Here is a 23,284-nt window from a genome sequence, read left to right as displayed (position 1 = left end):
CGATCTCGGTCCCGGTGCGTTTGGAAATTCTGATTCCAAAAATCCAAAAAGAAGACCCGAAAACCGAACATAACTACGGATAAAAAGAATGTTAGAGAAATTCAACACGATGCAGAAAGAAAAGATCTCATTCTCACCCGGAATCCTGATGCGAATCCTTATTTTTTTTGGATTTCTTTCCGGTTTGTTGCCATCTTTGAGCGCGCAGGAAACCAAACTCAAGATCGTAAGTTACAATGCGATGTTTCTCTATGACGAGGTCGGAGACGAAAATAAATTTCCAAAAGGAAGAATTCCAAGAAAAGAATCCGACTTCGAAAAAATCAAAGCGCATCTTTCGAAGATCGATCCGGACATTTTAGCGGTGCAAGAGGTGGAGAACGAGACAGCGGTTCTCAAAATTCTTCCGAATTCTTATCTTTGCTCCGTGACAAAAACTCCCGGTTATCAACAAGAAGTGGGAATATGTTGGAAGAAGAAATTCGTCTCTCACGAGATTCTTCTTTATCCCGAACTTTCCTTAGAGCCCGGCGCGAGAAGTGGAATCGAACTGAAAGTATCCATCGGAAAAAGGAAATATTCTTTCCTAAACGTTCATCTCAAAGCGGGTCATTCCGGAAAAGATCGCAATCTTAGATTCAGACAGCTCAAAACGTTAAACGAAATTCTCAAAGGCAAAAAAAATTATTTCTTACTCGGTGACATGAACGTTCCTTTGGGGAAGGACAAAAAATCCTGGAAACTTCTTTCCGAAGACTTGGATCTGAAAAATCCGGGACGTTATACGAAACAGACCTGTTGGGGCCACAAATCCCTGATCGATTTTATATTGACGGATCTTCCCTTTGAAAACGCGCGCTTTAGTCAAATTCCGTTTCCCGAAGACGACGGAGACTTTGACGGAATTCCGGAAAGCGAGAAAAGACTTTCCGACCACTGCCCTGTCGCCTTGGAGATCGGACTCGAGTGAAATACTCTTGCGGATTTCAAGCCTAAATTTATGGAATTGATTGTTCCGACAAATGGATTCTACTTTGAAAAAAGGTTGTTGCGGACTGAAAGTCCGTTTTCCAGTCAAATCGCGCTTGATTTTTGCAGAAGTTCCCGGGGCTCTTCCGCGTAACGTTTCGCATATGCGATCAAAAATTCGCGAGATAAAGGAAGTTTACGGTCTCAATTCGGACTTTTTCCAGTCGAGTTTAAGCGGATCTATGCGGTTGATTTGATACAAACACGTTAAGGAGAATCAAAAGAATGTGGAATACGGATTCGTTATGGTTGGAAGTGTCGGTTGTGACCATTTTCTTTTTGTTAGGACATATTTTTTTAGGGCATTTCGAAGAAAGAGGCCCCAGTTGGAGAAAGCTGGGAAAGTTTATTCTTACTCTCATGATCATCATCCTTACTTCCATTTACTTCGGAAGAACGTTCTCTTTTCTACTTTTAGCCTTAGCACTTTTACCCGTTCTCTACATCCACGCGATCGTTCTTCCAAAAAAAGGAATCCACGGTTGGACGGGTGAGCCAAAATCTAAGTATTACGAACTCCGTGGGTGGGACAAAAATATTTTCGAAGCGGATTCGATGTCGAAAAAAAAGAAAAAGTAAAATTCAAAACATACATTTTTCATTCCGGAATGGCCTCAGGACATTCTGATCGAACAAGAATTTGTGATTCATAACTCAAGACCTCGGTTATAAGTTGAGCCTTTGATTTTTTTTAGAAATGCAAAAATAAACACCTATCTCGGTCGTTGGGTGCATGAAAACAATTCTTAAAAAACTATTAATCCTTTCATTCGTTTTTCTGAATGTGCTTTGTTCGGGGAAAGATAAGAACGACAATTCCGATTTACTTAGTTTGCTCCTGTTTAAACAGAGTACCGAATCGGCGTCTTCTCCTGATAATCGCGGCTTTCGATACCTTTTCGTGACTGCGGACGCCCATAACGGAAACTTCGGCGGCATCAGCGGAGCTGATACGTTTTGTAGAATCCAAACACCGAACGGATTAGGAACGACTGGAAATTTCAAAGCGTTGCTCGTTACGGGAAACGCCGGCGCCGGAAACACAAGAATAGCATCTTTGAATGCGGATGCAAACTTTAACGGCTTAGGAGACGGACAAGTCGACTGGGTACTAAGGGCAGATACGGAATACAGAAGCGCTAACGGAACGACGATTGTTTTTCGAACCAACAGCAGACGACTCTTTGACTTTAACCCGGCAAACTCATTGCAAAACTCTTTTACCACGACCGGTGGAACCGGAATTTGGACCGCTTTAAATCCGGACTGGAGCGCCGCACCGTCATGTACCAATTGGACCGTCGACGCCGGAGGACAAGGAGAAGTCGGCTTGCCAACAGAAAAGGATGTTCAGTCGATCCATATTGGAACAATCAATTGCAATACAACAGCGAGAATCCTTTGTGTAGAACAGTAAATTCAGGATTGGGGTTTGCCCGAGTTTGATCCGAACAAACCCCATTCCCCAGCGATCCTAAGAATATCAAACTCAAATAGAATTGCCGATTTTTATACGGCGAATTACCATTTAAACATGGAGATTCTATTCTAAGGTATTCCTAACTTTTCTTTTTTGAAAAGATCCGTTTTGAAAGAATCCATCGTTGCACTTGAACTCAAACAAGAAGATTGTTTTAAAATCCGAAACCAACGTTAGCCGCCTTCTCCTCTGTTCAGTGTGGAAACAAATTTCTGATCGATTTCATACACGATCAAAGAAAGAACGAAGAATAAAAGAAGAATTAGAATTCTCAACAAGTTCCTCCATCGAGATCCGTCCGCTTTGTAAGAAAGAGTCAGAAGAGCGGCGGCGATAAAAAAACAGAATGAGCCGTATTGATAGAACAAAGGTCGTTGCGCCCTTTCCAATTCGGTCGCACCTCCGGAAGAGGAAGGAAATCCCATGTATTTAGCTTCTAGAGTAAAAAAACATCCAATCAGGAAAATCGCGAAACAAACTATGAAGTAAATCGGTTTCATACGAATTCCGTTTCATTCGTTGAGGCACAATAGAGAAAACAAAACTTTTTGGCGGGGAATTTGTTTTTTACGAGCATTGATTTTCGCGCAAATTGTAAAAAAAAGGATTTGTCTTAGGCTTCGGGAGCGCCTAAGACAAACTCGAATTCAATCGATCAGTTAATGGAAATTCTTAAATGGTAATTATTTTTTTGCTTCGAGAGTGATCGTTCCTTTCACTTGTCCGTCTTCTCTTCCGATCGTTTTGATAAGAATATAAACCTTTCCGGCATTCAACGCCTTCTTTTGATCCAGATTCAAATCACAGGATCCCCAGTCTTTCCAAGGACTATTGGTCGCGTTGTAAGGAGGTTTGAAGGAACAAATCGGAGCGGCGGCCCCTTCTACTTGAACAAGGATATCGGTCGCGTTCGTTCCAAAGTATTCGTAAGAACCCGAAACTTTCAGCTTGTTTGTTTCGTCGTCCAGAATCGCGTCCACGCTTCCTCTTGCATTCACGTTTTGTTGAGTTGAGTCTTTCAAAGACGCAACGTATTTTGTCGGCCCTTTCGCGTATGCCAAAACCGGGAACAAAAGAATAAGCGCCAGTAAGATTGTTTTTTGTTTCATTGAGAATCCTTTAGAATATTTTCAAAGACTCGTTGAAGTTTTCTTCAAGACTTTTCCTGCACCAAGCAACAAGAGCCTCGCAAGAATTTGCGGATTTATTTTTTAAAAATAAATACTTCATCTCACGTCTTTGAATTAAGATTATATTATATAATAAATTTGCAACCTTCGCCATAAATCGCGAAAAGACAAAACCCAATTTATAAACAGATCGAGAGGATTATCATTCTATTCCCGATTTAAAAATAGAAAACAAAAGGACGTAAATTCGATTTTATCGGATCCATTCTAAGAGAATTGATAAACGAAATGACTTCAGGAGCTGAACGATTTTGAAATTCTAAATGGATGGAATCCGGGATTTCCATTTCTAGAACATCCAACTCTTTCCAAACGGATTTCCATTTCGCGGAGAATCCGATGGGAAATCTCTACGTATAAAAACCGAGCAACTCAATGTATCTTTTTTGAAGGCAAGGATTTTCCCGTATGGAGGAAAATATAAACGTCGAGACGGTTTCCGGATCCTTCTTCGCCGCCGTTGCAATCATTCGATTCAGCGAATGTTCCCAGAATTCGAATCTTCTTGTGGCCAAGCTTTCATAAAAGTCGACGGAATTTGTTCTTAAAACGGCAAAAGAGTGGGAAACGATTTCGTTGAAATCGAAAGATCACAAACATTGTTCGATGTAACGATCCAAAAGAATACGAAATTTCTACGAAAATTCATTTTATTCTCCGAGACCTAAGCGGTTGAGAAAATTCTTTCGATCGATTTCTAAATCCGCGACCTTCTCCAAAAAATAATTCGACTGCCAGATTTGAGTTTGATTCGCCTGTTTGTTAAGCGACACATCCCAAGGTGGATAGATTCGAAAACCTCGTTTTCCTTCCTTTGCGCCGGAAAGAATCCCAAGCTGATGCAGGACTGACTTTGGAAAAATAAATTGTCCGGAATGTTTTCGAAAAATGGCGGCTATGATAAAATAGTCGACGTCGTCTTTGATATGATACGGCTCGGTAGGACCGTCCTTCCTTCGTTTCCAGAGAGTAACAAATTGACCGGCTTTTGTCGGAGTAATCTTTGCCATTCGAAATACGATCTTACGATTGTTGAGTTCAAATCGGCAGGCACCGTATTCGCCTCCTTCCTTTTCGATCCAAATCTGTTCCGGTTTCAATCCGTAAGAATCCAAAAACAATCCTTTTAGCTCGAGAAAAGAATCGGAAGCGTGATTCTTTTTCAGGATGCCATCCTTTTTTTTCTTTCCGGAAGAAGAATTTATTTTTCTGATTGCCATCTTTATTTTTTCGAAATCGAGTTTCGAAGGCGCCTTTTGTTCGATTAAACCAAAAGAAAACAAAGTAAGGCGATCAGAAACGTGATGGGAGTAAATACGATACTCTCAAACGAATCGAGTGCATTCAAATTTCCGAATGTATTCCAGGAGAACAAAACGATCATCCCCCACAAAATGCCTTTTAAAACAGATGTCGAAAAATAACCTCGAACCCATCTGCCTTCCATAAGAATAACAAAAAGAAAGAAAGAATTCAAAACGATGGAAACGACTTCGAAAATATACATCTGCTCTAAATTCTGCAGTCGTCCTCCCCAAACGATGGTATAAGGAATGATCCGGATCAAAACGAAAAAATGAAAAACAAAAACGGCGGCAAAGAGAACAAGGAGTATGATTCGGATCTTTTTTTTGGCGTTTTCATTTTCAACGATCATAACGCCACTACATCGTCGACTATCCTTTTTTCCATTCTTTTCTTTTTTCGAAGAATGGAAGAGAGACTCTATCCATGCTCTTCAATTTAGAATTCCTAACTTTGTAAGGATCCGAAATAGAAATGAAGATTCAGATTGGATCGTCGCGAGTGTGATACGAAACCGTATCAAGGAAAGTTATTATTCTTTCTCGATCACTTGAAGAGTGGAATCCCTCTCTTTTTTGAGTAGATAGAAGACCACGAACTTCGCAGTCGAATCGCTTTCATTGTTGAACTTCGCGATCCTCACGTTTTCCGACTCAAAGAAAGTGTCTCCTGTTTTTAAGAATGGTTCCGGCTGACCATCGATTTGAAACTTGATCACACCTTCCGTAACCACTCCGATCGTGACACAAGGATGCAGATGTGTAGGAGCTTTTTTTCCTCCTTCCTAAGTCACTTCGACGATTTTTACATTGGAGAAGTCCTTTCTCCTCCCAAAAACGCGGTCAGCAGTTCTTTACGAGATACGGTTGGAGCGGGAATCGGTTTTACGACCTCTTCGACAAAAGATAAACTGAAACTAACAAAAAAGTTTAATAAAACGATTTTCATGATTCTCATTGATAAATTCGATTTTTTAAATCGACGATGATCTTTGTTTTAGCTTCATTCGGTGTTATGACTTTAACCACGTCAAAGTCGCTTCGTCGATAGGATCTGCCAAAATATAAAGTCAAAAGGCGGATGCTCATTTCGATTTGCTTTTGTTTTCCTCGATTCTAAACTTTACGATCTTTGTTATGAGCGCTTTCGGTAAATTCTTATTCAGAGGAAATTGAATCGCACCTTTCGAGAATTTATACGGGGACAAATCGTTTTCAAATTTTTTTGTCGCGCTTGCGGTTGGATAAAAACCAAGATGTTTTTTAAAAGCCGCAAAATAAACAAGATTTCCGTTATATGCAAAAGCCGGCATATTATAGCTTATTTTTTCCACAGCCATCGGAGCCGATTTTCGAATGAGATCTCTCATTTCGTTTAATATTTCTCGGATTTCTTTCGGAAAAGAAGCGATGTATTGATCGATCGTTTTGAACTTCTCTCCGGCCATGGACCGAGATCCACCCTCTGGCTTCTTAAAATGCAACTTCAGAGATTTCATTTCCGCTTCGATCAGGGAAAGTGCGTTGGGTCCGATTCCGTGAAGTTCTGCGATCTCCTTCCTGGTAAACTTTGTGAAGTCTTCGACTTTTTTTAGTTTCAAAGTTTGAATCGCACGTTTTGCCGGGTTGGAAAGTTTTTCTAAGAGTGTTTTTAGTTCCATAGATTTGATTCGTTTTCCACTTTTTTTGTAGTTACTGAAGAGGAGATTCCGCGACAATTCCCGAAAGAATTCTTTCGCCTAACCTGACTTCAGCGGGATTTTGTTCCCATTTCAATTTTTTCTTGAATCGATTTGCCTTTCAAGCAAATCTTCGTCAGCAAACAAAGCCGCTCTCTTTCCTCTTTTTCGTTTCGGATGAAACGAAGCGATTCTTCCTTTTTCTATCTAAAGAATTCAAAGAAGACTCCATTTTCAACATGGAACGCGATTTCTGTTTAGGAGATGCTTCCGGAAAGGGGCGGCCATCGGATAAACACGGCAGTTCCTTCAGAAAATAAATCTTCAAAACGGAACCCTTTCTCTTTGTTGGAGAGAATAACTTAGGAAATAGAGTTGAATTCTCCATTCCGACAAGGAAACCGAAGAGTTGGTTCAGACTCTCAAGAAAGTTCTGTTCTGCGATCGGATTCTTCGATCCGAATCGAACCCGTAGTATATTATAGAATTTTCATATTTCCGCAAGAGAAAACTGGACAACACTCTTCATCCAAGGATTCCATCGATGTTATTAGAATCGACGGGCGAAAAAAAACACGTCGGCAACTCAATAGAAGTAAAATATTTTTTACAAACGAGAACCTTGATCCAGAAGAATCAGAGACGCGACCGTCAATACGAAATAGCCAAATCCTGTTTTCAGATATCGTTCCTGGATCTTTGCGGAAAGCATCTGTCCTAAGAACATTCCTCCAATCCCTAAAATAGAAACGCCGAAAAGGAAGGGAAAATCCGTTGTCTGCAAAGAAGAAAGGCTGATTGCAAACCCGAAGAGAGAATTCACGGAGACGATCGCAAGCGACGTGCCGATGGCGAGGCTCAAAGGGAACTTAAGAAGGAATACAAGAGCCGGAATGATCAAAAAACCTCCGCCTGCTCCGACCAAGCCTGTGATCACGCCCACGATCAATCCTTTAAGACCGATGCTCCAAAAGTTCGTCGATAACGTTTTGAAGGAAGGAGCTTTCACTCTTTCCGCTTTGCCGGAACGAATCATTGCCCAAGCACTGAAAAGCATTACGATCGCAAAAGCTGTCATTACGAACACCGATTTGGTGAACGTGATTCCGAACACATGGACCAAGGAATTTGGTAACGAAGAAAGAATCCATTGTCTCGCGAAAAAGATTCCCGCAAAACTCGGCATCGCGAAAAAAAATCCTATTTTCAGATCGATCTCTCCGCTTTTCGCTTTCACCCAGGCTCCAATCAACGCAGTTACACCGACCACAAACAAGGAGTTTGTGGTCGCTTCCATCGCATTCTGTCTAAACAGATAGAAAAGAATAGGCACCATGAGAATGGACCCGCCGGCGCCGATGAGTCCGAATGATGTTCCCATTACGAACGTTGCGAAATAGCCAAAGATCTGCATCATCGTTCGTCTTTTATTCTAACTTATTTTTTAAATTTAGCTTCTTATCGAGAAGGTAAAAGAGTAACATCCCAAGAATGATACTCCCAAAAACGATGAGCGGTCTTGTTTCAAAACTCGCAAGGGACGTTACCGAAACCGTGGGACAATAACCTCCCAAACCCCAGCCGATCCCGAAAATGATACTTCCGATAACAAGCGCGGGCGTGATCTCCTGTCGAGTGGGTATAAACCATTCCTTAGAGAACATCGGAGTTTTTCTTTTACGGATCCATCTGTAAGTGATAAAATGAATCCCCACTGCTCCCGCCATCGTAAAAAGAAGAGTGGGATTCCATTTTCCAAACACATCAAGAAAACCTAATATATTTGCCGGCTGTAAAATTCCGGAGATCCCTAACCCTATGGCAAATAACAAACCGACGATAAGGGCGCCGAGATTATACTTCATACAAACCACCCGATCTTTCGGAGTAATAGTACAGCCGCCATCCCTGCTCCCATAAAAACGAATGTGGCAACGATGGATCGAACTGAAAATCGACTGACTCCGCAGACTCCGTGACCGCTGGTACAACCTCCTCCCAACATCGCGCCAAAGCCGACAAGTATTCCGGCAAGCGAGCCGATCCATGTTTTCGTTTGCAATTCGACAGCTAAAAGATCGGGAGCGAAGATCTTAAGAGAAAGTCCACCTAACAACAAACCCGTTATGAAATACCAACGCCAAGCCGTATCTCCTTTCACCGGGATAAGAACTCCGTATACGATACCGCTGACTCCGGTAACCCTTCCATTCCACAAAAGCATCAAAGAGACGGCGATTCCGATGACCGCTCCTCCGATCAATCCCATGATCCAATCCATTGTCATTCTTCTAACTCCTTTGGCAGGAATCTCTCGTTCCAATCCAACATACCACCTGCCATGTTGTACGCGAATTTATAACCGAAACGAATACTATCCTTTGTGGCTTCCGCGGATCGTTTCCCGCTTCGACAGACAAAGACAATTTCTTGCGAACGATCTCCATTTTCCAAAAAGTGCGTCAATTCCGAACCGAATGTAACACACTGAGCGGTTGGAATATGACCAAGAACTCCGTGAAATTCTCCGGGATAACGTACATCAATGATTTTAACTTTTCCGATTTTTTGGAACACTTCCTCGTTCCTTACGGTGGGAATTCCGGAACGAATCTGTGGATTTAAAACCCTGATCGTTTCAATTTTCCCACATTCTAAATTTGCGGGCACGGCCAGATGTATCTTCTTTGGAGCCGCAAGTCGCAATTCTTTCATGATCTTTTTGAACTCTTCTTTCGTACGATTGCCGCCGACGCGCGGATTCAATTTTTTTTCCAATGCGATCGTCGTATTCATGCGCCCGTGATAATCATGTCCGGGATAAACTTGTGTATGATCCGGAAGGGAAAATATTTTTCGAGTGATACTTTCATACAACATTTCCGAAGAACCACCCTGGAGATCTGTTCTTCCGGTTCCACGGATGAGAAGAGAATCTCCCGTAAACAACATTCCCTCGAAGTGAAAACTCATACACGCACTCGTATGTCCTGGCGTCGCAATCGCGGTAATTTTTTTATTTCCAAGTGAAAGAGTCCGACCGTCCTCAAGCGCGATGTCCGCACATTCGATTCCCGCCCGAGCGCTTACGGCCGATTTAGCGGATGTATTTTTGCGAATCTCGTGCGCTCCGCTGATATGATCCGCATGAATGTGAGTTTCCAATATATACGCCAAATGAAGATCGAGTTCTTCGATCAGTTTCAGATCCCGATCCGCCGTTTCCAAAACCGGATCGATAATGGCCGCTTCTCTGCTTTCTCGATCAGCGATCAAATAAGTGAATGTAGAGGATTGTGTTTCGAAAAGTTGATACAAAAGAGTACCGTGCATGCCGCGTAGTATAGCTTGCACGAGTCGAAGAGCCTTGTATAATTCTGCAGTGGTTTCTAAAAAATAAGAACGTTCAAAAAAAAACTTCTCGATCGAATTGCAGAATTATACAAGCGCCGGAGAATCCGAACGGTTATGATACGAATAATTTATTCTTTCATTTTTTCATTCGTCTTATCGAGGAACCATGTCATCCATAAAAACAACAACGGAACGCGAGAATCTTCATATGAACGGATGGATCATCTTCTCGATGGTTTTTACCGCGGCGGGTTTTCTCTGGGGTGTGCTTTACTTTATCTTGGGCTTCCCGCAAGCGGCTGTCATTCCAGGAGGTTACGCAGTCTTAAGTTTGTTGAGTCTACAATGACTACCAAGATTCGGCGTAACTCGCAGGAACTTCGATAAACGATTTCAAAGGCCTCGTATTTCTGAAAATTTCCGAAGGAGGCAATCCGAACGTTGCCCGAAACGTCTTCGTAAAATGAGCGGAATCGAAAAACCCTGCGCGGTGCGCGGCTTCCGTATGATTCATTCCATGGAGAAGCGAATAGACCGTCAACTTCAACCGAAACCAAGTGCGAAACGAATTCAAAGGAATGCCAACTTCTTTTTTGAATAAATGCTCCAAGTTCGATACGGACATTCCCTCAAATTCCGCGAGTTCCTTTGCGGAATGATCTTCCTGAGGCATCGTCGTGATCCTATCCACAATCTTTTGGATACGATTGTCTATCATTCGCGACGTGTCACCGGATAAAGGTGGAATCTGATTCAATAAATCTAATATAGATTCCTCCGAGCCGGAGGATACGATTCGATGGATCCTATCGAATAGTTGTGTTTCTTCCTTTAGAGAAATAAAAATGCCTTCCTTTTCTTTTTCGGCGTTAGAGGTTCTAAGCGCATGATAATTGGGGCTACTTAGATCCATAAAAAGAAGCACGCAGAATCCGCCGGAAAATCGTATGGAATGATCCATCATCGGAGGGATCATTGCGGAACGAAATGCGATCCAATCCTTATCATTCAAGGAAAGCTGAAACTCACCATCCAAACCGATACAAACCGTTGCCGCCGCTCTTCTACGCAAGGTTAAATCCGGAAGATAACCGGCAAACAAACAACGACTTCCCCAGATACATATTCTTTCCTGACGATCCAAAGGAGAAGAATCCATTTTCATTAAGAGAGCTTGCATATTTTTATCTCACGATTGCAGAATTATACAATGCAGTTTCATCAACGGCAAATAGAATCCCAATCATAAAGGAGAACTTTAGATGAATCAAATTTCAACACAAGGCGTGAGTAAATCAATTTTTACATCGCTCCTCGTTTCTTTGTTCATGCTTCCGAAGAGGACCTTTGCCTAAAAGGCGTTCCTTGAAATCATCTTAAAGATCGATACAAACGATCGATCTGCGGCCAACCGCGTATAAGAGAAATTTAGAAAGCCGTTTCTAAAAAATATCCGGCGCAAAATCGAAACAACTGTTGTTACGTGATGAGGATGTCCAAGTGCTTCCCGGATTTGGATTAAAAAAACAAGCGGAAGCGATCTTAGAAGCGATCTAATTGCGAAGGATGTGGTCCGCGCACTCGAACCATTGTTCAAAGCCAATCCGGAAATACGAATTTTTTCATGCGCCGAAAAATAGAAGTCAAGATTTGCGGACTCATTCAAATAAAAAAGCGTCCTTCGTAAAACGAAAGCGCAAGATTAGAAGAATGAAATTGGTATGCTCTATCGATAAACCGGAGGCTAAATAATTCTGAGAAATCATTTTCTCGATTTGCGGCGGATCGTGTTTTGTAGAGAAATAAAAACGCCGACTCCGACAAAGACGATGAAAAGAAAGAGAGTCATCCAAAACAAAGGTTCCGGATTGATTTTCGCGTGATAGGCTGTCGCGCGAGATTGGAGAGCGACATTCAAATCCTTTGCGATTCGATCGATTTCTACGCTTCCGATCGGGGAACGTAGAACGGCTTTTTCACCGCTCGGTGTAGAAAGAAACAATTGATAGGTAACGCTCTTTCCGCGACGACCTTGTTGAAAACTTTTCAAAGATCGGGCGCTTTTCGTGGAATAAACAAGACTACGAGAAGCGAACGCGAATCGTTCCGAAATCGCGCACTCCATTCCTTCAGTGGACGTTCTTTGGAGGCAATCCACGAAAATCCATCCTTCCAACGTAGAAAGAAACCATGCAGGCAGTGCGCCGAAAAATAGAACAAGAAAAAGAATCGAGATCAACCTTCTGAACATAACGGAGAACTTAAGTATCTAGGATACTCTATCAACAAAAAACAAGGTGTTTCGATTCGATGAAAAAGAGAGGAACCGGTTTTCACCACTGAAACTCTCGGATTCACCTAACCACGCGTTGACGAAAGCTCGCCAAAACGCGGAACGAAGGAATCTCTTGCAACGAAAGATACAAACCTATGAAAAGTCAACCGTCGCCAAATCTGCAAGGAAAAAGAAGAATCAAAAGAAAGAAGGGAAGAAAGCGAGGATCTAAAGGATCGAACTACGTTTTGGAAAAGTAGTCCCCGGTTTTACCCAGGGACCAAAACCAAACCAGGCTCACAATTTAGCCTAATTTACTTTTCGGGAGAATCGAAAATTCTCCTCATCATTTTTTACGAACTCTTATTTTTTCTCCGTTTTTTTTAACGTGGCTCGCATCAGAATCACCTTTCCTGTGATCTTCTCTCTTTGTGATTTTAGAAAAAATTTCCCTTCCGGAGTAGCCACTTTATAAGAAGGGTATTCTTTTACCGTTTCGAATTGAACGTCATTTCCGAAGAACTCATCCATTTTACTCAACCACTTGTCTTGAACGATCAGATAACGTTGTCCGTCTTTTTGAATCGCGTCGACCAAAATCGCAGGATCAAAAAGAGTTCTCGAAATTCTTTGCGAATAATAAGCATACGATCTTTTGGAAGCGGGAACTCCGAAGAGAAAAAGTTTTTCCTTTCCCGGTTCATTCTCCCGAATAAAAGTTCCAATCTCTTTCGAAGGTTGATACGAAGTCAACATCGGATAGAGATACAAACTCACGACGGAAAAAAACAAAGACACGGGAAATATCCAAGACGCAAGAAGAAGCCCTTCCCTACTCGTTTGAAAATAAATCCGGATAAAAACGGCTAAATAAATCAAAGGAAGAATCAGATAACTCCAACCGACTTGGATGCTCAAGAAGGGAAGAATCAAGATCGAGACCAAAAACGCTCCCGCGGTGATCAGAAGAAGCAGAACTCCGATTCGTAAAAAGAAATCTCCTTTTTGGGAATCTTTCAAAGAAAGAAGAATCGATTCTAAAACTCCCGCACCGATTACCGCCGCGGCGGGAAGACACCAATAGATGTACTGAGGGAGTTGATATCTTGAAAAGCTGATCAAAAATAAGAACAGAAAAAGCCAAAAGCCAGGAACAAAATCCAGATTCTTATATTCATTTTTTAGAATATTCTGAAATACTCCCTTTATTTTTCCTTCTTTGAAGAACTTACGAACCCGATCGATCACAAATCCGGCAAAAGGAAGAATAAAAATTCCGAAGGCCCAGGAAAAGTTGGAATAGAAAAAGAGAGGATTGAATTTTTGATTGTACATCTTCACGTAGAATCTTCCAAAGGATTGAATCCACAAAAAGAAATAAGGACCGTAGGTCTGAAATTCAAGATAAAGAGGAATCGACCAAAGGATAGGAGGAAGGATCGCGAGAAACGCACCCGGAAACAATTTCATCTCCAGAAGACGCTTCCAGTCCCTTCTAAAAAGAATATCTCCGCCGATTGACAAGGCGGGAATCACCATCGAGATCGGGCCTTTTGTGATAAACCCGAGGCCCATCGCAAAATACATGAGATAGTAAAAATTACGATTCTTCTTAAATCCCAAATAGTAGAATGTATGGACCAAAATCAGATACGGAGTCAGGTAGACGTCGATCTTCGGATCCACGACCATCGAGTAGAGTCCGGGTGAAAGAGAATATAAGAATACGGAGATCCAAGCGCGAAGACGACTTCCCGAATACAATTCCGTAAGTTTGAAAATTCCCCAGAAGGAAAGAAACGTAAAGAGAAGCGCCGGAAGACGAAACGCGAAATTTTGATAACCGAAGACAAGAAAGGAAAGGGAAATTTTCCAAAACGTGAGAATCGGTTTATCCAGATATCTTCTTCCGTTGTCTCGAATAAAAAACGGATTTCCTCCCTCGACCATTTCTCTTGAAATCTCGGCGTATTGGGAAGAATCGATATCGATTACATCGAGAGGAAGAGTGAGGAGCAAAGGAAGAATCGAAATCAAAAGAAAAACAAAAAGGACTTTGATGGAAATCAGAGGTTTATCGGAAGTGATTGAATTCATTTTCTATTCCTTTATTAATCCATAAATCCGGATTCGAGGACACAGGTATTAAAACCTTTGCATGTAGTTTCGGATTCGAAACAGGGAAGAACAAAACTCTGTTCTCGGATACAACCGCTCTCACAGTCGATCATCGCCTGATTTTTTTCCAACTCGGTCACCTTCACGTCCTTAAACGTGGTCACGGCGCACTGGACGAAGAACTTACAGGCTGAACTGCATTTTTGCTGAACGTATTCCTGACAGGAAACGAAAGGTAAGATCGTTAATAAGAGGAAAAGAAGAATTCTTCTCGGATTCATTCCCCCATTTTTCAGAAAGGAAAGCTGAGGTCAACTTTTTGAGGCGAGCATTCCACAGGCCCCGAAAATATCTTTTCCTGGTGATCTTCGGTTGAGGATCGGAACGCCGGCCGGTTCCAAGAGCGCGGTAAACTCTTCGACTTCGTTTCTCGTCGGCCTTCTCCAACCGAAAAACTCCGTATTGAGAGGAATGACGTTGATCTTACAATCCATGGATCTCGCGATCTTTATGAGTTTGTTTGCGTTCTCTTGTCCCATGTTCACGCCGGGAATCATAACGTATTCGAAGGTGATTCTTCGATTCAATTCTCTCGTAAAATCCTTGGCGGCTTGGATGAGCTCGGGAAGTGCGAATTTTTCCTCGATATCCATGATCTCTTTTCTTCCGTTCGGGTCCGGATGATTGAGGGAGATCGCAAAGTTGTATGGCTCTTTGTTCTCGATAAAACGTCTGATACCGTTGACGACCCCCGAAGTGGAGATCGTGATTTTTTTAGCGCCCAGATTGAGAGCGTCCGGATCATGAAGGATGGAAGCCGCACGGATCACGTTGAAATAGTTGTGAAAGGGCTCGCCCATTCCCATAAAAACAACGTTAGTCGCTCTATCGCCTACGATTTTTTCGACTTGGAGAATCTGATCTACGATCTCGTGAGCCTTGAGATTTCCCTGAAACTCCAATTTTGCTGTCGCGCAGAATTTACAATTGAGAGTACAACCCACTTGAGAAGAGATACAAATCGTCTTTCTTCCTCCGTCCCCGAATGGAATCCAAACGGCTTCGAATTCTTTTCCGTTGTTCGGTTCCGAAGTAAACGTAAATTTTTGAGTTCCGTCTACTGACTTGAGATGTTTGGCAACGTGAAGACGAGTGAGGGAGCAGAGCTCTTCCAATTTTTCTTTAAGAGCTTTGGAGAATGTTGTGAACTGTTCCCAGGATTCGTAACGATTTACATAGAGACCATGATAGATCTGCTTAGCACGAAAAGATTTTTCACCAAGAGACGACATGATATCCGAGAGCTCCTTCAAGGTTCTACCCTTCAAAGGAATTTTTCCTGTCTGAACTTCTCCGAGCGTCTCTTGTGTCATGGGAATCATCCTACAAGTCGATTTTTTTCTCTAGCCCCTTTGAGAAAACTCTTTTCAAAGAGAATTTTTCAACGAAGGAGAAAAAGAACCTTCGCTACATTGCTCTTTTAAAGGAGCAAAGTCTCTTCACTTTTCTAAATGATCAGAACCCCTTTACTTTTCGAGGAGGATTCTTATGTTCCTTTTTTCTTCTAGGATTTGAAAAGACCCTATCTTTCTATCCAACTTCGGAACGCCGGTTCCGGTTCGATTCCAACTCGAAGAATGCGTGCTTATACGAACTTCGTATAAGCGAGAAGTTGAAGTGTGAAATTTAATCTTATTGGAGTTAGGACGAATGAGGAGATAAGAGTCGTTCCCTTGAGTCGCCGCGCGTTTATATGAACTTCCTGTAAGTGAGAAGTCGATGGTGAAGCGGGATTTTGGAAGAGTTAGGATGAATGAGGAGATAAGAGTCGTTCCCTTGAGTCGCCGCGCGTTTATATGAACTTCCTGTAAGGGAGAAGTCGATGTGTGAAGTGTAATCTTGGAAGAGTTATGACGATACGAGAACCCTTCCCTTGAGTCGCCGCGCGTTTATACGAACTTCGTATAAGTGAGAAGTTGATGGTGAAGTGGGATTTTGTCGGAGTTACTACAAACGAGGATAAAAGAACCCTTCCCTTGAGTCGCCGCGCGTTTATACGAACTTCCTGTAAGGGAGAAGTCGAAGCGCGAAGTGGGATTTTGTCGGAGTTACGACTAACGACGTTACGAGAATCATTCCCTTGAGTTGCCGCGCGTTTATACGAACTTCGTGTAACGGAGAAGTCGAAGCGCGAAGTGAGATTTTGTCTGAGTTCCGGCGAACGACGTTACGAGAATCATTCCCTTGAGTCGCCGTGCGTTTATACGAACTTCGTATAAACACCAAGAAAACCTAATCAAATCAGATTCTTCACGTCCGAGTTACGATGACGGATCGATTGAATCCGTTTCGCGGCGTTTAGGCGAACTTCGCCTCTCAGCAACGGAGCTTGCCTTAGATCGGTTTCCACAGAAGACAAACTCGCTAACCTTTGAGCTTCGAAGAAAATTTGCAGAAACCGCCAACCTGAGCAGAATAACACACGATTTCGACAACGAAAGCTTCCTTTCCAAACGGCCCTCTTCTACGAACGACTCAAAAATCGATAAAACAAATAAGGAGAAACCGCAATCCAAATTAAGATAAGAATCCAGAGTTCGCCGTGAAAAACGTCATGTGCCTGAGAGAACTCGGAAATCGACTTTTTAGACCAGAGAACGATCATCCCATATTCAAAGAGCTCGGTAAGAATAAGCCAAAGAAGACCGACAACGATCGCTTGTCTCGCGCTTGAAAAGGGAAAATATTTCGCCACCCCTGCGATCGGAAAACTCAAGAGAAAAATTCCGGTGAAGACCGAAATCTGGTGCGATAAAAATTCACCAAAAATATTTTTATATGTAAGTTCCCGGATCATCGCATTGAGAAATGCAAAAACAAGAAGGAGCAACCAGAAAAAAGAATATCGGACCATACTTTTCCTCACTCTCCCTCAAAAACTTCCGGGATAACAGGAATTGGCATTCTAAAATTCTTAACTTTCTATTGATAAATGTCTATAAGAATAGGTTCCGCCGAAAACGGTTTCGATCGACAAAGTGGAACAATCCGGGAATAAAAAGGACAATCTCTCAAATTAGGAAAGATCCTGACTTGTCGAATTCGCACAACACGCCTGTCTCAAATCTCATTCAAATCCATTTTTCTGGGAATCAAATAAGAACATTCTGAAGAATCGCTTTGTTTTTTTAAAAATCCGAACCGGTAAACGGTTCGAAAAAAAACTCGAATTAGGAATAAAATCGAAGATCTTAAAATAGATCGAGCCAAGCTTTGTGAATATCCGACTTCTCCATGAAATAGGTTCCGATCAAAGCCGCGTCCACAAGTTTTCGGAAGTTGTCCAGATCGGAACGATTCTTCACACCGGATTCGCCCACCTTAACCACATTAGGTGGCAAGAATGAGGAAACTTCTTCCACAAGATTCTTATGAATTTGAAATGTATCCAAGTCTCTTGTATTGATTCCGATAATTTCTGCCCCGCAGTCCAAGGCTAATTTAGCTTCGTCGACTGTATGGACCTCCACGAGGCTGTCCATTCCCAGAGAAGACGCGGATCGTAAAAATGTTTTGATCTGCTCCGGAGTCAAAATTCTAACGATGAGAAGAATCGCAGAAGCACCGTAAGCTCGTGCTTCTCGAATCTGAATCTCATCGATGATAAAATCTTTCCTTAGAACGGGAATCCTAACCTTAGCGGAAACGTTCTTCAGATCATCCAGCGATCCCCCGAAATAATCCCTATCCGTAAGAACGGAAATCGCCGAGGCACCGGAGTCTTCATAAATACTCGCAATCTTTACAGGATCGTAATCGGATCGGATCTCACCTGCGGAAGGACTTTTCTTTTTACATTCAGCGATGATGGAGAACTTACGACTTCTCAGAGATTCCCTTAGACCGAGTCCTTGAAAAGGACTCGGATCGAAACTCTGAATATTTTTAATCTCGTTCTGCTTTGTGTTGATGATTTCCCGGAGAACCCGGTGCAATTGAGTAGAGGACATCAGAAGCTTAGAAAGATTTCAAAGCCTCGTCTTCCGTTTCGCGAATGTCAAAAAGAGAGGTAAGTTCGATTACGTCAAAGATACGTTTGACGGCCGGTTTGATATTACAAATTTTTAATGCACCCTCTTTTGAGTTGAGTTTTCTAAGAGTGGAGATGCAAGCCCTGAATCCGGACGAAGACATATAATCCACTTCCTGCATATTCAGAATTACTTTTTTATGACCTTGATTGTCGATCAGATCATTCAGATTTTCCTCTACTTCATTGGCGATGGAAACGTCCAAACGTCCTTTGAGATAAACAATCAAAACACCGTCGCGTACTTTGTGATCGAGCAAGGGAATATCCTTAAGTTTTTGCTACTGACAACTATCGGGGGTGAAAATAACCTGTCAATCACTGTTCCAAGGTCAAAAAATGAAATTTCCCGAGTCCCTAAAAGGCCAAAAGACTCTCGTTCTTGGCGGAGGAATCTCCGGAAATTCGGCCATGGATCTTTTGATCTCATTGGGAGCGGATCCAATTCTTTGTGATCGAAATCCTCCCAACAAAAGCTCAATCGTTTTTCTTTCCGATTCTATAGAACCAAGTTCGCTTCCAGAAATTTCTCTGATCATCAAATCGCCGGGAATCCTTCCAACTCATCCGATTCTTCTTTACGCGAAAGAGAAAGGAATTCCGGTTTTTTCGGAAATCGATCTCGGAAGAAATTTCTTTCCTGGAAAAATAATCGGAATCACCGGCACGGATGGGAAGTCGACGACGACGGCGCTCACCGCTCATCTCTTAAAGAAAGATTTTTCGGATCTTAGAGAAGGAGGAAACCTTGGGATTCCGTTCACTTCGTTCTGTAAGGAACGAATCTCCTTGGCTGTTCTCGAACTTTCGAGCTATCAATTAGATGATTCCTCTCCTCTTCGATTGGACGTTTCCGTTTTTTTGAACCTCGCGCCCGATCATTTAGAGAGACACAAAACGATGGAAAATTATTTCCAAGCGAAACTCAGGATCGCCGATCTTCAAAATGAAAATCATTCTTTTATCGTTTCCGAGAAACTCAAAGAGAGAATTTTAAACTCCGTAGAATTTCGTTGCAAACTTCTAAGCTTCGGGAGAATTCCGGAAGCGGATGCGTTTCTCGATGAGAATTCCCTTCGAATCAAAACAAAAAAATTCGAATACGATCTTTCGCAGTTCCATCTTCCTGGAACCCACAATCGAGAGAATCTCGCCGCCGCAATTCTTGCGGCGGAAGCGATCGGAGGAAAACCGAAATCGATTCAATCTCAAATTTCACTCTTCAAAGGTCTTCCGCATCGTTTCCAAATCGCAGGAGAAAAAAACGGCTTTTCGCTTATCAACGATTCTAAATCGACAAATCTTCACAGTATGTTAGCCGGAATGTCCACCTGGAAAGAAAGGGAGAAAACCTGTCTCATTCTTGGAGGAAGGCCAAAACAAGAGGATCCGAAACCGCTTTATGATTTCCTAATGGAAGGAATCGGTTCCGTAATCCTTATCGGAGAAGGTCGTCCCGTTTGGGAGGAAGGAATTCGAAAACTGATCGGAGAGAAACTTTTCGCAGTAGAAACCCTAAACGACGCTTTTGAAATTTTGAAAAATGGAAAATCTGAGCCTGTCTTGGATGAAAAACAAAATCTCCGGATTCGTTTAGAGAACGGAGCCTCTATTTCATCGGTCGTCTTCTCTCCGGCCTGCGCAAGCTTTGATCAATATAAGAATTTTGAGGAAAGAGGAAATCATTTTCTTTCTCTCGTAGAAACCTTTCTCAAAACAAGATTCTAACCTTAGGAATTCATCACTTTTTCCTTATTCTCAGATCTCATAAGAAAAATCTGAAATTCTCAGATACATACAAACCCAAAGAAGTTTCTGTAACGTTTACAAAATTCCAAAATTCATTTCGTCGATTCGCAAGTTCTATCAGAAGTATTTAGGGAATCACGATCAGTACAAAGAACATTGCGAGCATTCGAATTCAGTTTACACCCTTTCCTGCTTTCTACAAACGCGGAACCAGATTGAACTTGGAATGAGAAGAGGAAGAATTTTACAATATTTTCTACATTTATATGAACCTCGTATTGATGCGAGTTTATAAGAATCATTTGAAATCTCCGCGTTTATACGAACTTCACATATATGTCAGATTAAAATAATCATTTGAATTCGGAAGGTTTAGGTAAACTTCAGTTGGTTACGAGTTCACAAGAATGATTTGGAATCTTCGTGTTTATACGAACTTCGCATATATGTCAGATTAAAAGAATCATTTGAATTCGGAACATTTAGGTAAACTTCAGTCGATTACGAGTTCATAAGAATGATTTGGAATCTTCGCGTTTATACGAAGGTCGTATTATAGGCCAAACTTATAGAAAAATTTTGATTCGGAATGTTTACTTAAAATTCGAGTGGTGCGAGATAATAAGAATCATTTGAAATCTCCGCGCTTATGCGAACTTCGCGTAGTTTCGGGTTTTAAGAATCATTTGAAATCTCCGCGTTTATACGAACTTCGTCTACTTGCCACGCTACGAAACTTTTCTGAGATCCGTAACTCTGTTCTGATTTCGTTTCCATTGTTAGTTTTGAGTTCACTATTTTAGAACCGTTCTCGATTTTAGATGAGGAATGTTCAGGCGTAATCGATTGGGAATCACCAAACGCAAATCGAAAATACAAACGAATTTTAGATGACCTGACTTCAAAGAAGCCAGATCAAAATCTAAACATTTATTTGAAAAGCGCATCAATCCAATCGAAGTGGACATTTGGTTTCGATAAACATGTTGTGATTATACGAACCTCTTGTAATCGCGAACGACATCAAATCGTTCAAACCTCCGCATTTATACGAACTTCGTATAGTCGCAACAATACCAAATCATCCGAAACCTGGAGTTTATTCGAACTTTGTAAAATCGCCAATTCTAACAAAAAGTTCAAACCTCAGCGTTTATACGAACTTCGTGTAAGCATTTGAGCAAACCTCATCACACCAGATTCCTCACGCTCTCGAGACCATGGCACATTGATTGAATCCCTTTCGAGGTGTTTAAGCGAACTTCCTCTAAGCGCGAAGTGCAAAGCGCATTTTTACAGGAGTTACGACGAACGAGGAAGTAAAAATCACTCCCTTGAATCGTTCGCGTTTATACGAACTTCTTGTAATCGCGAACGATATCAAATCGTTCAAACCTCCACGTTTATACGAACTTCGCCTAATCACAACTATACCAAATCAGTCAAAACTTGGAGTTTATTCGAACTTCGTATAGTCACCAAATCTAACAAAAAGTTCGCACTTCCGCGTTTATACGAACTTCGTCTAAGCATCCAAGTATATCAAAACGTTTAAATCACCGGTTTATGCCAAAGCCACTTATGCGCCAATTACCCTCGATTTAACTAAAACCAAATCGTGTATTCGAACTCCGAACCAAAAATCGATCTCAAAATAGCCCGGCAATAGAGCGTCCACAATTTGGCTAATCGGAAGGACCTAGCACGTTAGGAGAAACAAAGGATGATACTTTCGGGCCAAATAGAGTGGAAACATCACGTAATTCAGTCTAGTTTTATCAATTCCGGAGTCGAAGAAGGAAAGCCTTATCTATTGAACCTCGGGATTAGGTGAATTCTATCTATTTCGATGGAATCAAAATAAGCGGACAGAGCGATCCATGAATAGCAGAATGAAACTTTAGAATATCTTTATACAGATTGCGCATTCTGAGTAATTCAATCAGAAAAATCTATCTGAGAACGTTGGAAATATCATAGAAGTATTTAAAAGAGGAGAAATTACAACAAAGATACACTGAATCGCGCACAAGGAAGGAACTCTCTAAACTCGAGGACAAGGTTTTCATTCTTTCGTTAGCTTTGATAGAATCCCTAATATACACTGGCTTCCGAATCCACAAAGGAAAAGAAACGCACTTAGTATCGAAAAAAGAATGAAGATAAGAATTGATTCTGCACCATTCACAATTTTCTCATGAAACCCATTGATGAAGTTACCGTAAAAATTCTCCAAGGAAACGCTAGAAAACTACCTCCTAACGGTTTCGAACAAAAAAATCGATTTTACTTCGCATCCTTCACTCTCCTTCTCACGAGGATAAGTAGAATCAAAAACAAACAGCAAAGACCAATCGTCGCAGGAAAAAGAACCGTCGTAATCGAAAGAGATTCTAAAGCTCCAATCGAAATCATATTTCGCACAAAGAACAAAAAAAAGAAAAGTACATTTTCATCATAAGGAAAGGCATAGGCCTTCCGAAGGGTCGGTCCAAATCCTAAAACGTCCACTATCGTTAAACAGACAACGGCCCAAAGTGGATCAGAAGAAAAATACCAGATCGGCAAAGCGCCGATCGCAAAAAGAAAGAAGATCCAATCCTTCTGAGTGACCGATTGATCGGCTTTTCGTTGGAACGCAAGAACCGCAATGTATATACTAATCACCGCCGAAACACCGATCGGCCAAGCACCGATTCCGGCTTTCGCGGAAAGTTGGGCAAAGAAGACAATAAGAGTCGTCGACCCCCAGATAATCCAAGAAAATACATGAGGCCTTGTTTCACCACGATAAACGTTTTGAATGTAAGGAAAGAATGCATAGAAAGTAATCGCGATCGCGAGTATCGTAAGAATATCCCGACTCAATGAATTCAACATTCATTAGATATATCTCCCTTCTGTTCTTTGAATATGATAAAATAATCAATATAAAAAATTCATTCCCATAAGCTTTTTCGCAACGGACCCTTTTAGCATTTGACAAAGCCTTGAAAGGATAGACTCTTCTTCCATG

24 protein-coding genes and 1 pseudogene are annotated in these 23,284 nt (G+C 41.7%); 5 read left to right on the top strand and 20 right to left on the bottom strand.

The window, feature by feature from the left end:
- Positions 1–88: 88 nt before the first annotated feature.
- From DLM75_RS17000 to DLM75_RS16985, 3 genes are all read left to right on the top strand, one after another.
- Entirely contained in the window at positions 89–970 is an 882-nt protein-coding gene (locus DLM75_RS17000; RefSeq protein ID WP_118969710.1) for an endonuclease/exonuclease/phosphatase family protein, read from the top strand.
- 284 nt (positions 971–1,254) lie between these two features.
- Positions 1,255–1,608, top strand: a complete 354-nt coding sequence (locus DLM75_RS16990; protein WP_118969708.1) for a hypothetical protein — start codon at positions 1,255–1,257, stop codon at positions 1,606–1,608.
- 253 nt (positions 1,609–1,861) lie between these two features.
- A complete protein-coding gene (locus tag DLM75_RS16985; protein WP_158586486.1) occupies positions 1,862–2,446 on the top strand; it encodes a DUF1554 domain-containing protein in 585 nt (194 codons plus the stop codon).
- Positions 2,447–2,682: 236 nt separating this feature from the next.
- Here the strand turns inward: DLM75_RS16985 and DLM75_RS16980 are convergent, their stop codons facing one another.
- The 11 genes and pseudogenes from DLM75_RS16980 to DLM75_RS16920 form a co-directional block, all read right to left on the bottom strand.
- Complete coding sequence (locus DLM75_RS16980; protein WP_118969706.1) at positions 2,683–3,009, bottom strand: hypothetical protein; 327 nt, start codon at positions 3,007–3,009, stop codon at positions 2,683–2,685.
- Positions 3,010–3,192: 183 nt separating this feature from the next.
- Positions 3,193–3,618 (bottom strand): hypothetical protein, encoded by a 426-nt coding sequence (locus tag DLM75_RS16975; protein WP_118969705.1) that lies wholly within the window; start codon positions 3,616–3,618, stop codon positions 3,193–3,195.
- Positions 3,619–4,349: 731 nt separating this feature from the next.
- Positions 4,350–4,919, bottom strand: a complete 570-nt coding sequence (locus DLM75_RS16970; RefSeq protein ID WP_118969913.1) for a MepB family protein — start codon at positions 4,917–4,919, stop codon at positions 4,350–4,352.
- A 44-nt stretch (positions 4,920–4,963) separates the two neighbouring features.
- Positions 4,964–5,356, bottom strand: coding sequence for a hypothetical protein (locus tag DLM75_RS16965; RefSeq protein ID WP_118969704.1), 393 nt, complete (start codon positions 5,354–5,356; stop codon positions 4,964–4,966).
- A gap of 180 nt (positions 5,357–5,536) precedes the next feature.
- Positions 5,537–5,773 (bottom strand): annotated as a pseudogene (locus tag DLM75_RS16955) (cupin domain-containing protein); the annotation flags it as partial.
- Positions 5,774–5,808: 35 nt separating this feature from the next.
- A complete protein-coding gene (locus DLM75_RS24295; RefSeq protein WP_158586485.1) occupies positions 5,809–5,961 on the bottom strand; it encodes a hypothetical protein in 153 nt (50 codons plus the stop codon).
- A 127-nt stretch (positions 5,962–6,088) separates the two neighbouring features.
- Complete coding sequence (locus DLM75_RS16945) at positions 6,089–6,451, bottom strand: iron chaperone (protein ID WP_118969912.1); 363 nt, start codon at positions 6,449–6,451, stop codon at positions 6,089–6,091.
- Positions 6,452–7,289: 838 nt separating this feature from the next.
- The gene (locus DLM75_RS16935) at positions 7,290–8,099 is read right to left on the bottom strand and encodes a sulfite exporter TauE/SafE family protein (RefSeq protein ID WP_241547965.1); all 810 of its coding nucleotides are present in this window, start codon (positions 8,097–8,099) and stop codon (positions 7,290–7,292) included.
- Positions 8,100–8,109: 10 nt separating this feature from the next.
- A complete protein-coding gene (locus DLM75_RS16930; protein WP_118969698.1) occupies positions 8,110–8,547 on the bottom strand; it encodes a DUF6691 family protein in 438 nt (145 codons plus the stop codon).
- A complete protein-coding gene (locus DLM75_RS16925) occupies positions 8,544–8,969 on the bottom strand; it encodes a YeeE/YedE family protein (RefSeq protein ID WP_118969697.1) in 426 nt (141 codons plus the stop codon). The genes DLM75_RS16930 and DLM75_RS16925 overlap by 4 nt, the downstream gene beginning before the upstream one ends.
- Complete coding sequence (locus DLM75_RS16920) at positions 8,966–10,000, bottom strand: MBL fold metallo-hydrolase (RefSeq protein ID WP_241547964.1); 1,035 nt, start codon at positions 9,998–10,000, stop codon at positions 8,966–8,968. The genes DLM75_RS16925 and DLM75_RS16920 overlap by 4 nt, the downstream gene beginning before the upstream one ends.
- Positions 10,001–10,202: 202 nt before the next feature.
- On the opposite strand from DLM75_RS16920, the gene DLM75_RS16915 reads away from it, so the two are divergent.
- Positions 10,203–10,385, top strand: a complete 183-nt coding sequence (locus DLM75_RS16915; protein WP_241547963.1) for a hypothetical protein — start codon at positions 10,203–10,205, stop codon at positions 10,383–10,385.
- On the opposite strand, the gene DLM75_RS16910 is transcribed toward DLM75_RS16915, so the two are convergent.
- From DLM75_RS16910 to DLM75_RS16865, 8 genes are all read right to left on the bottom strand, one after another.
- A complete protein-coding gene (locus DLM75_RS16910; protein ID WP_241547962.1) occupies positions 10,386–11,216 on the bottom strand; it encodes a helix-turn-helix transcriptional regulator in 831 nt (276 codons plus the stop codon). It lies immediately after the preceding gene.
- Positions 11,217–11,798: 582 nt separating this feature from the next.
- Complete coding sequence (locus tag DLM75_RS24135; RefSeq protein WP_147456652.1) at positions 11,799–12,086, bottom strand: hypothetical protein; 288 nt, start codon at positions 12,084–12,086, stop codon at positions 11,799–11,801.
- A gap of 588 nt (positions 12,087–12,674) precedes the next feature.
- Positions 12,675–14,408: an ArnT family glycosyltransferase gene (locus DLM75_RS16895; RefSeq protein ID WP_118969694.1), complete on the bottom strand. Its 1,734-nt coding sequence runs from the start codon at positions 14,406–14,408 to the stop codon at positions 12,675–12,677.
- Positions 14,409–14,422: 14 nt separating this feature from the next.
- On the bottom strand, positions 14,423–14,710 hold the full coding sequence (locus tag DLM75_RS16890; protein ID WP_069606545.1) for a Cys-rich protein: 288 nt from the start codon (positions 14,708–14,710) through the stop codon (positions 14,423–14,425).
- Positions 14,711–14,740: 30 nt separating this feature from the next.
- Positions 14,741–15,802, bottom strand: coding sequence for a dual-specificity RNA methyltransferase RlmN (gene rlmN, locus DLM75_RS16885; RefSeq protein ID WP_118969693.1), 1,062 nt, complete (start codon positions 15,800–15,802; stop codon positions 14,741–14,743).
- 1,151 nt (positions 15,803–16,953) lie between these two features.
- Positions 16,954–17,343 carry a hypothetical protein gene (locus DLM75_RS16875; protein WP_118969691.1) on the bottom strand — a complete coding sequence of 130 codons (390 nt, stop codon included), beginning with the start codon at positions 17,341–17,343 and terminating at the stop codon, positions 16,954–16,956.
- A gap of 337 nt (positions 17,344–17,680) precedes the next feature.
- A complete protein-coding gene (locus DLM75_RS16870; protein ID WP_118969690.1) occupies positions 17,681–18,439 on the bottom strand; it encodes an indole-3-glycerol-phosphate synthase in 759 nt (252 codons plus the stop codon).
- 7 nt (positions 18,440–18,446) lie between these two features.
- Complete coding sequence (locus DLM75_RS16865) at positions 18,447–18,779, bottom strand: STAS domain-containing protein (protein WP_118969689.1); 333 nt, start codon at positions 18,777–18,779, stop codon at positions 18,447–18,449.
- 79 nt (positions 18,780–18,858) lie between these two features.
- Here DLM75_RS16865 and murD point away from each other — a divergent pair, with 79 nt between their 5' ends.
- Complete coding sequence (gene murD, locus DLM75_RS16860) at positions 18,859–20,247, top strand: UDP-N-acetylmuramoyl-L-alanine--D-glutamate ligase (protein ID WP_118969688.1); 1,389 nt, start codon at positions 18,859–18,861, stop codon at positions 20,245–20,247.
- A 2,307-nt stretch (positions 20,248–22,554) separates the two neighbouring features.
- On the opposite strand, the gene DLM75_RS16855 is transcribed toward murD, so the two are convergent.
- Positions 22,555–23,148, bottom strand: a complete 594-nt coding sequence (locus DLM75_RS16855) for a hypothetical protein (protein ID WP_118969687.1) — start codon at positions 23,146–23,148, stop codon at positions 22,555–22,557.
- Between the last annotated feature and the right edge of the window lie 136 nt (positions 23,149–23,284).

Source organism: Leptospira stimsonii, assembly GCF_003545885.1.
GTDB lineage: Bacteria > Spirochaetota > Leptospiria > Leptospirales > Leptospiraceae > Leptospira > Leptospira stimsonii.
This window is presented reverse-complemented; position numbering and strand designations above follow the sequence as displayed.

Bases quoted from the DNA above. Each gene is read 5' to 3' on its own strand.
- DLM75_RS17000 (WP_118969710.1), top strand. From the start codon at position 89: ATGTTAGAGAAATTCAACACGATGCAGAAAGAAAAGATCTCATTCTCA.
- DLM75_RS16990 (WP_118969708.1), top strand. From the start codon at position 1,255: ATGTGGAATACGGATTCGTTATGGTTGGAAGTGTCGGTTGTGACCATT.
- DLM75_RS16980 (WP_118969706.1), bottom strand. From the start codon at position 3,009: ATGAAACCGATTTACTTCATAGTTTGTTTCGCGATTTTCCTGATTGGA.
- DLM75_RS16975 (WP_118969705.1), bottom strand. From the start codon at position 3,618: ATGAAACAAAAAACAATCTTACTGGCGCTTATTCTTTTGTTCCCGGTT.
- DLM75_RS16970 (WP_118969913.1), bottom strand. From the start codon at position 4,919: ATGGCAATCAGAAAAATAAATTCTTCTTCCGGAAAGAAAAAAAAGGAT.
- DLM75_RS16965 (WP_118969704.1), bottom strand. From the start codon at position 5,356: ATGATCGTTGAAAATGAAAACGCCAAAAAAAAGATCCGAATCATACTC.
- DLM75_RS24295 (WP_158586485.1), bottom strand. From the start codon at position 5,961: ATGAGAATCATGAAAATCGTTTTATTAAACTTTTTTGTTAGTTTCAGT.
- DLM75_RS16945 (WP_118969912.1), bottom strand. From the start codon at position 6,451: ATGGCCGGAGAGAAGTTCAAAACGATCGATCAATACATCGCTTCTTTT.
- DLM75_RS16935 (WP_241547965.1), bottom strand. From the start codon at position 8,099: ATGATGCAGATCTTTGGCTATTTCGCAACGTTCGTAATGGGAACATCA.
- DLM75_RS16930 (WP_118969698.1), bottom strand. From the start codon at position 8,547: ATGAAGTATAATCTCGGCGCCCTTATCGTCGGTTTGTTATTTGCCATA.
- DLM75_RS16925 (WP_118969697.1), bottom strand. From the start codon at position 8,969: ATGACAATGGATTGGATCATGGGATTGATCGGAGGAGCGGTCATCGGA.
- DLM75_RS16915 (WP_241547963.1), top strand. From the start codon at position 10,203: ATGTCATCCATAAAAACAACAACGGAACGCGAGAATCTTCATATGAAC.
- DLM75_RS16910 (WP_241547962.1), bottom strand. From the start codon at position 11,216: ATGCAAGCTCTCTTAATGAAAATGGATTCTTCTCCTTTGGATCGTCAG.
- DLM75_RS16895 (WP_118969694.1), bottom strand. From the start codon at position 14,408: ATGAATTCAATCACTTCCGATAAACCTCTGATTTCCATCAAAGTCCTT.
- DLM75_RS16890 (WP_069606545.1), bottom strand. From the start codon at position 14,710: ATGAATCCGAGAAGAATTCTTCTTTTCCTCTTATTAACGATCTTACCT.
- rlmN (WP_118969693.1), bottom strand. From the start codon at position 15,802: ATGACACAAGAGACGCTCGGAGAAGTTCAGACAGGAAAAATTCCTTTG.
- DLM75_RS16875 (WP_118969691.1), bottom strand. From the start codon at position 17,343: ATGGTCCGATATTCTTTTTTCTGGTTGCTCCTTCTTGTTTTTGCATTT.
- DLM75_RS16870 (WP_118969690.1), bottom strand. From the start codon at position 18,439: ATGTCCTCTACTCAATTGCACCGGGTTCTCCGGGAAATCATCAACACA.
- murD (WP_118969688.1), top strand. From the start codon at position 18,859: ATGAAATTTCCCGAGTCCCTAAAAGGCCAAAAGACTCTCGTTCTTGGC.
- DLM75_RS16855 (WP_118969687.1), bottom strand. From the start codon at position 23,148: ATGTTGAATTCATTGAGTCGGGATATTCTTACGATACTCGCGATCGCG.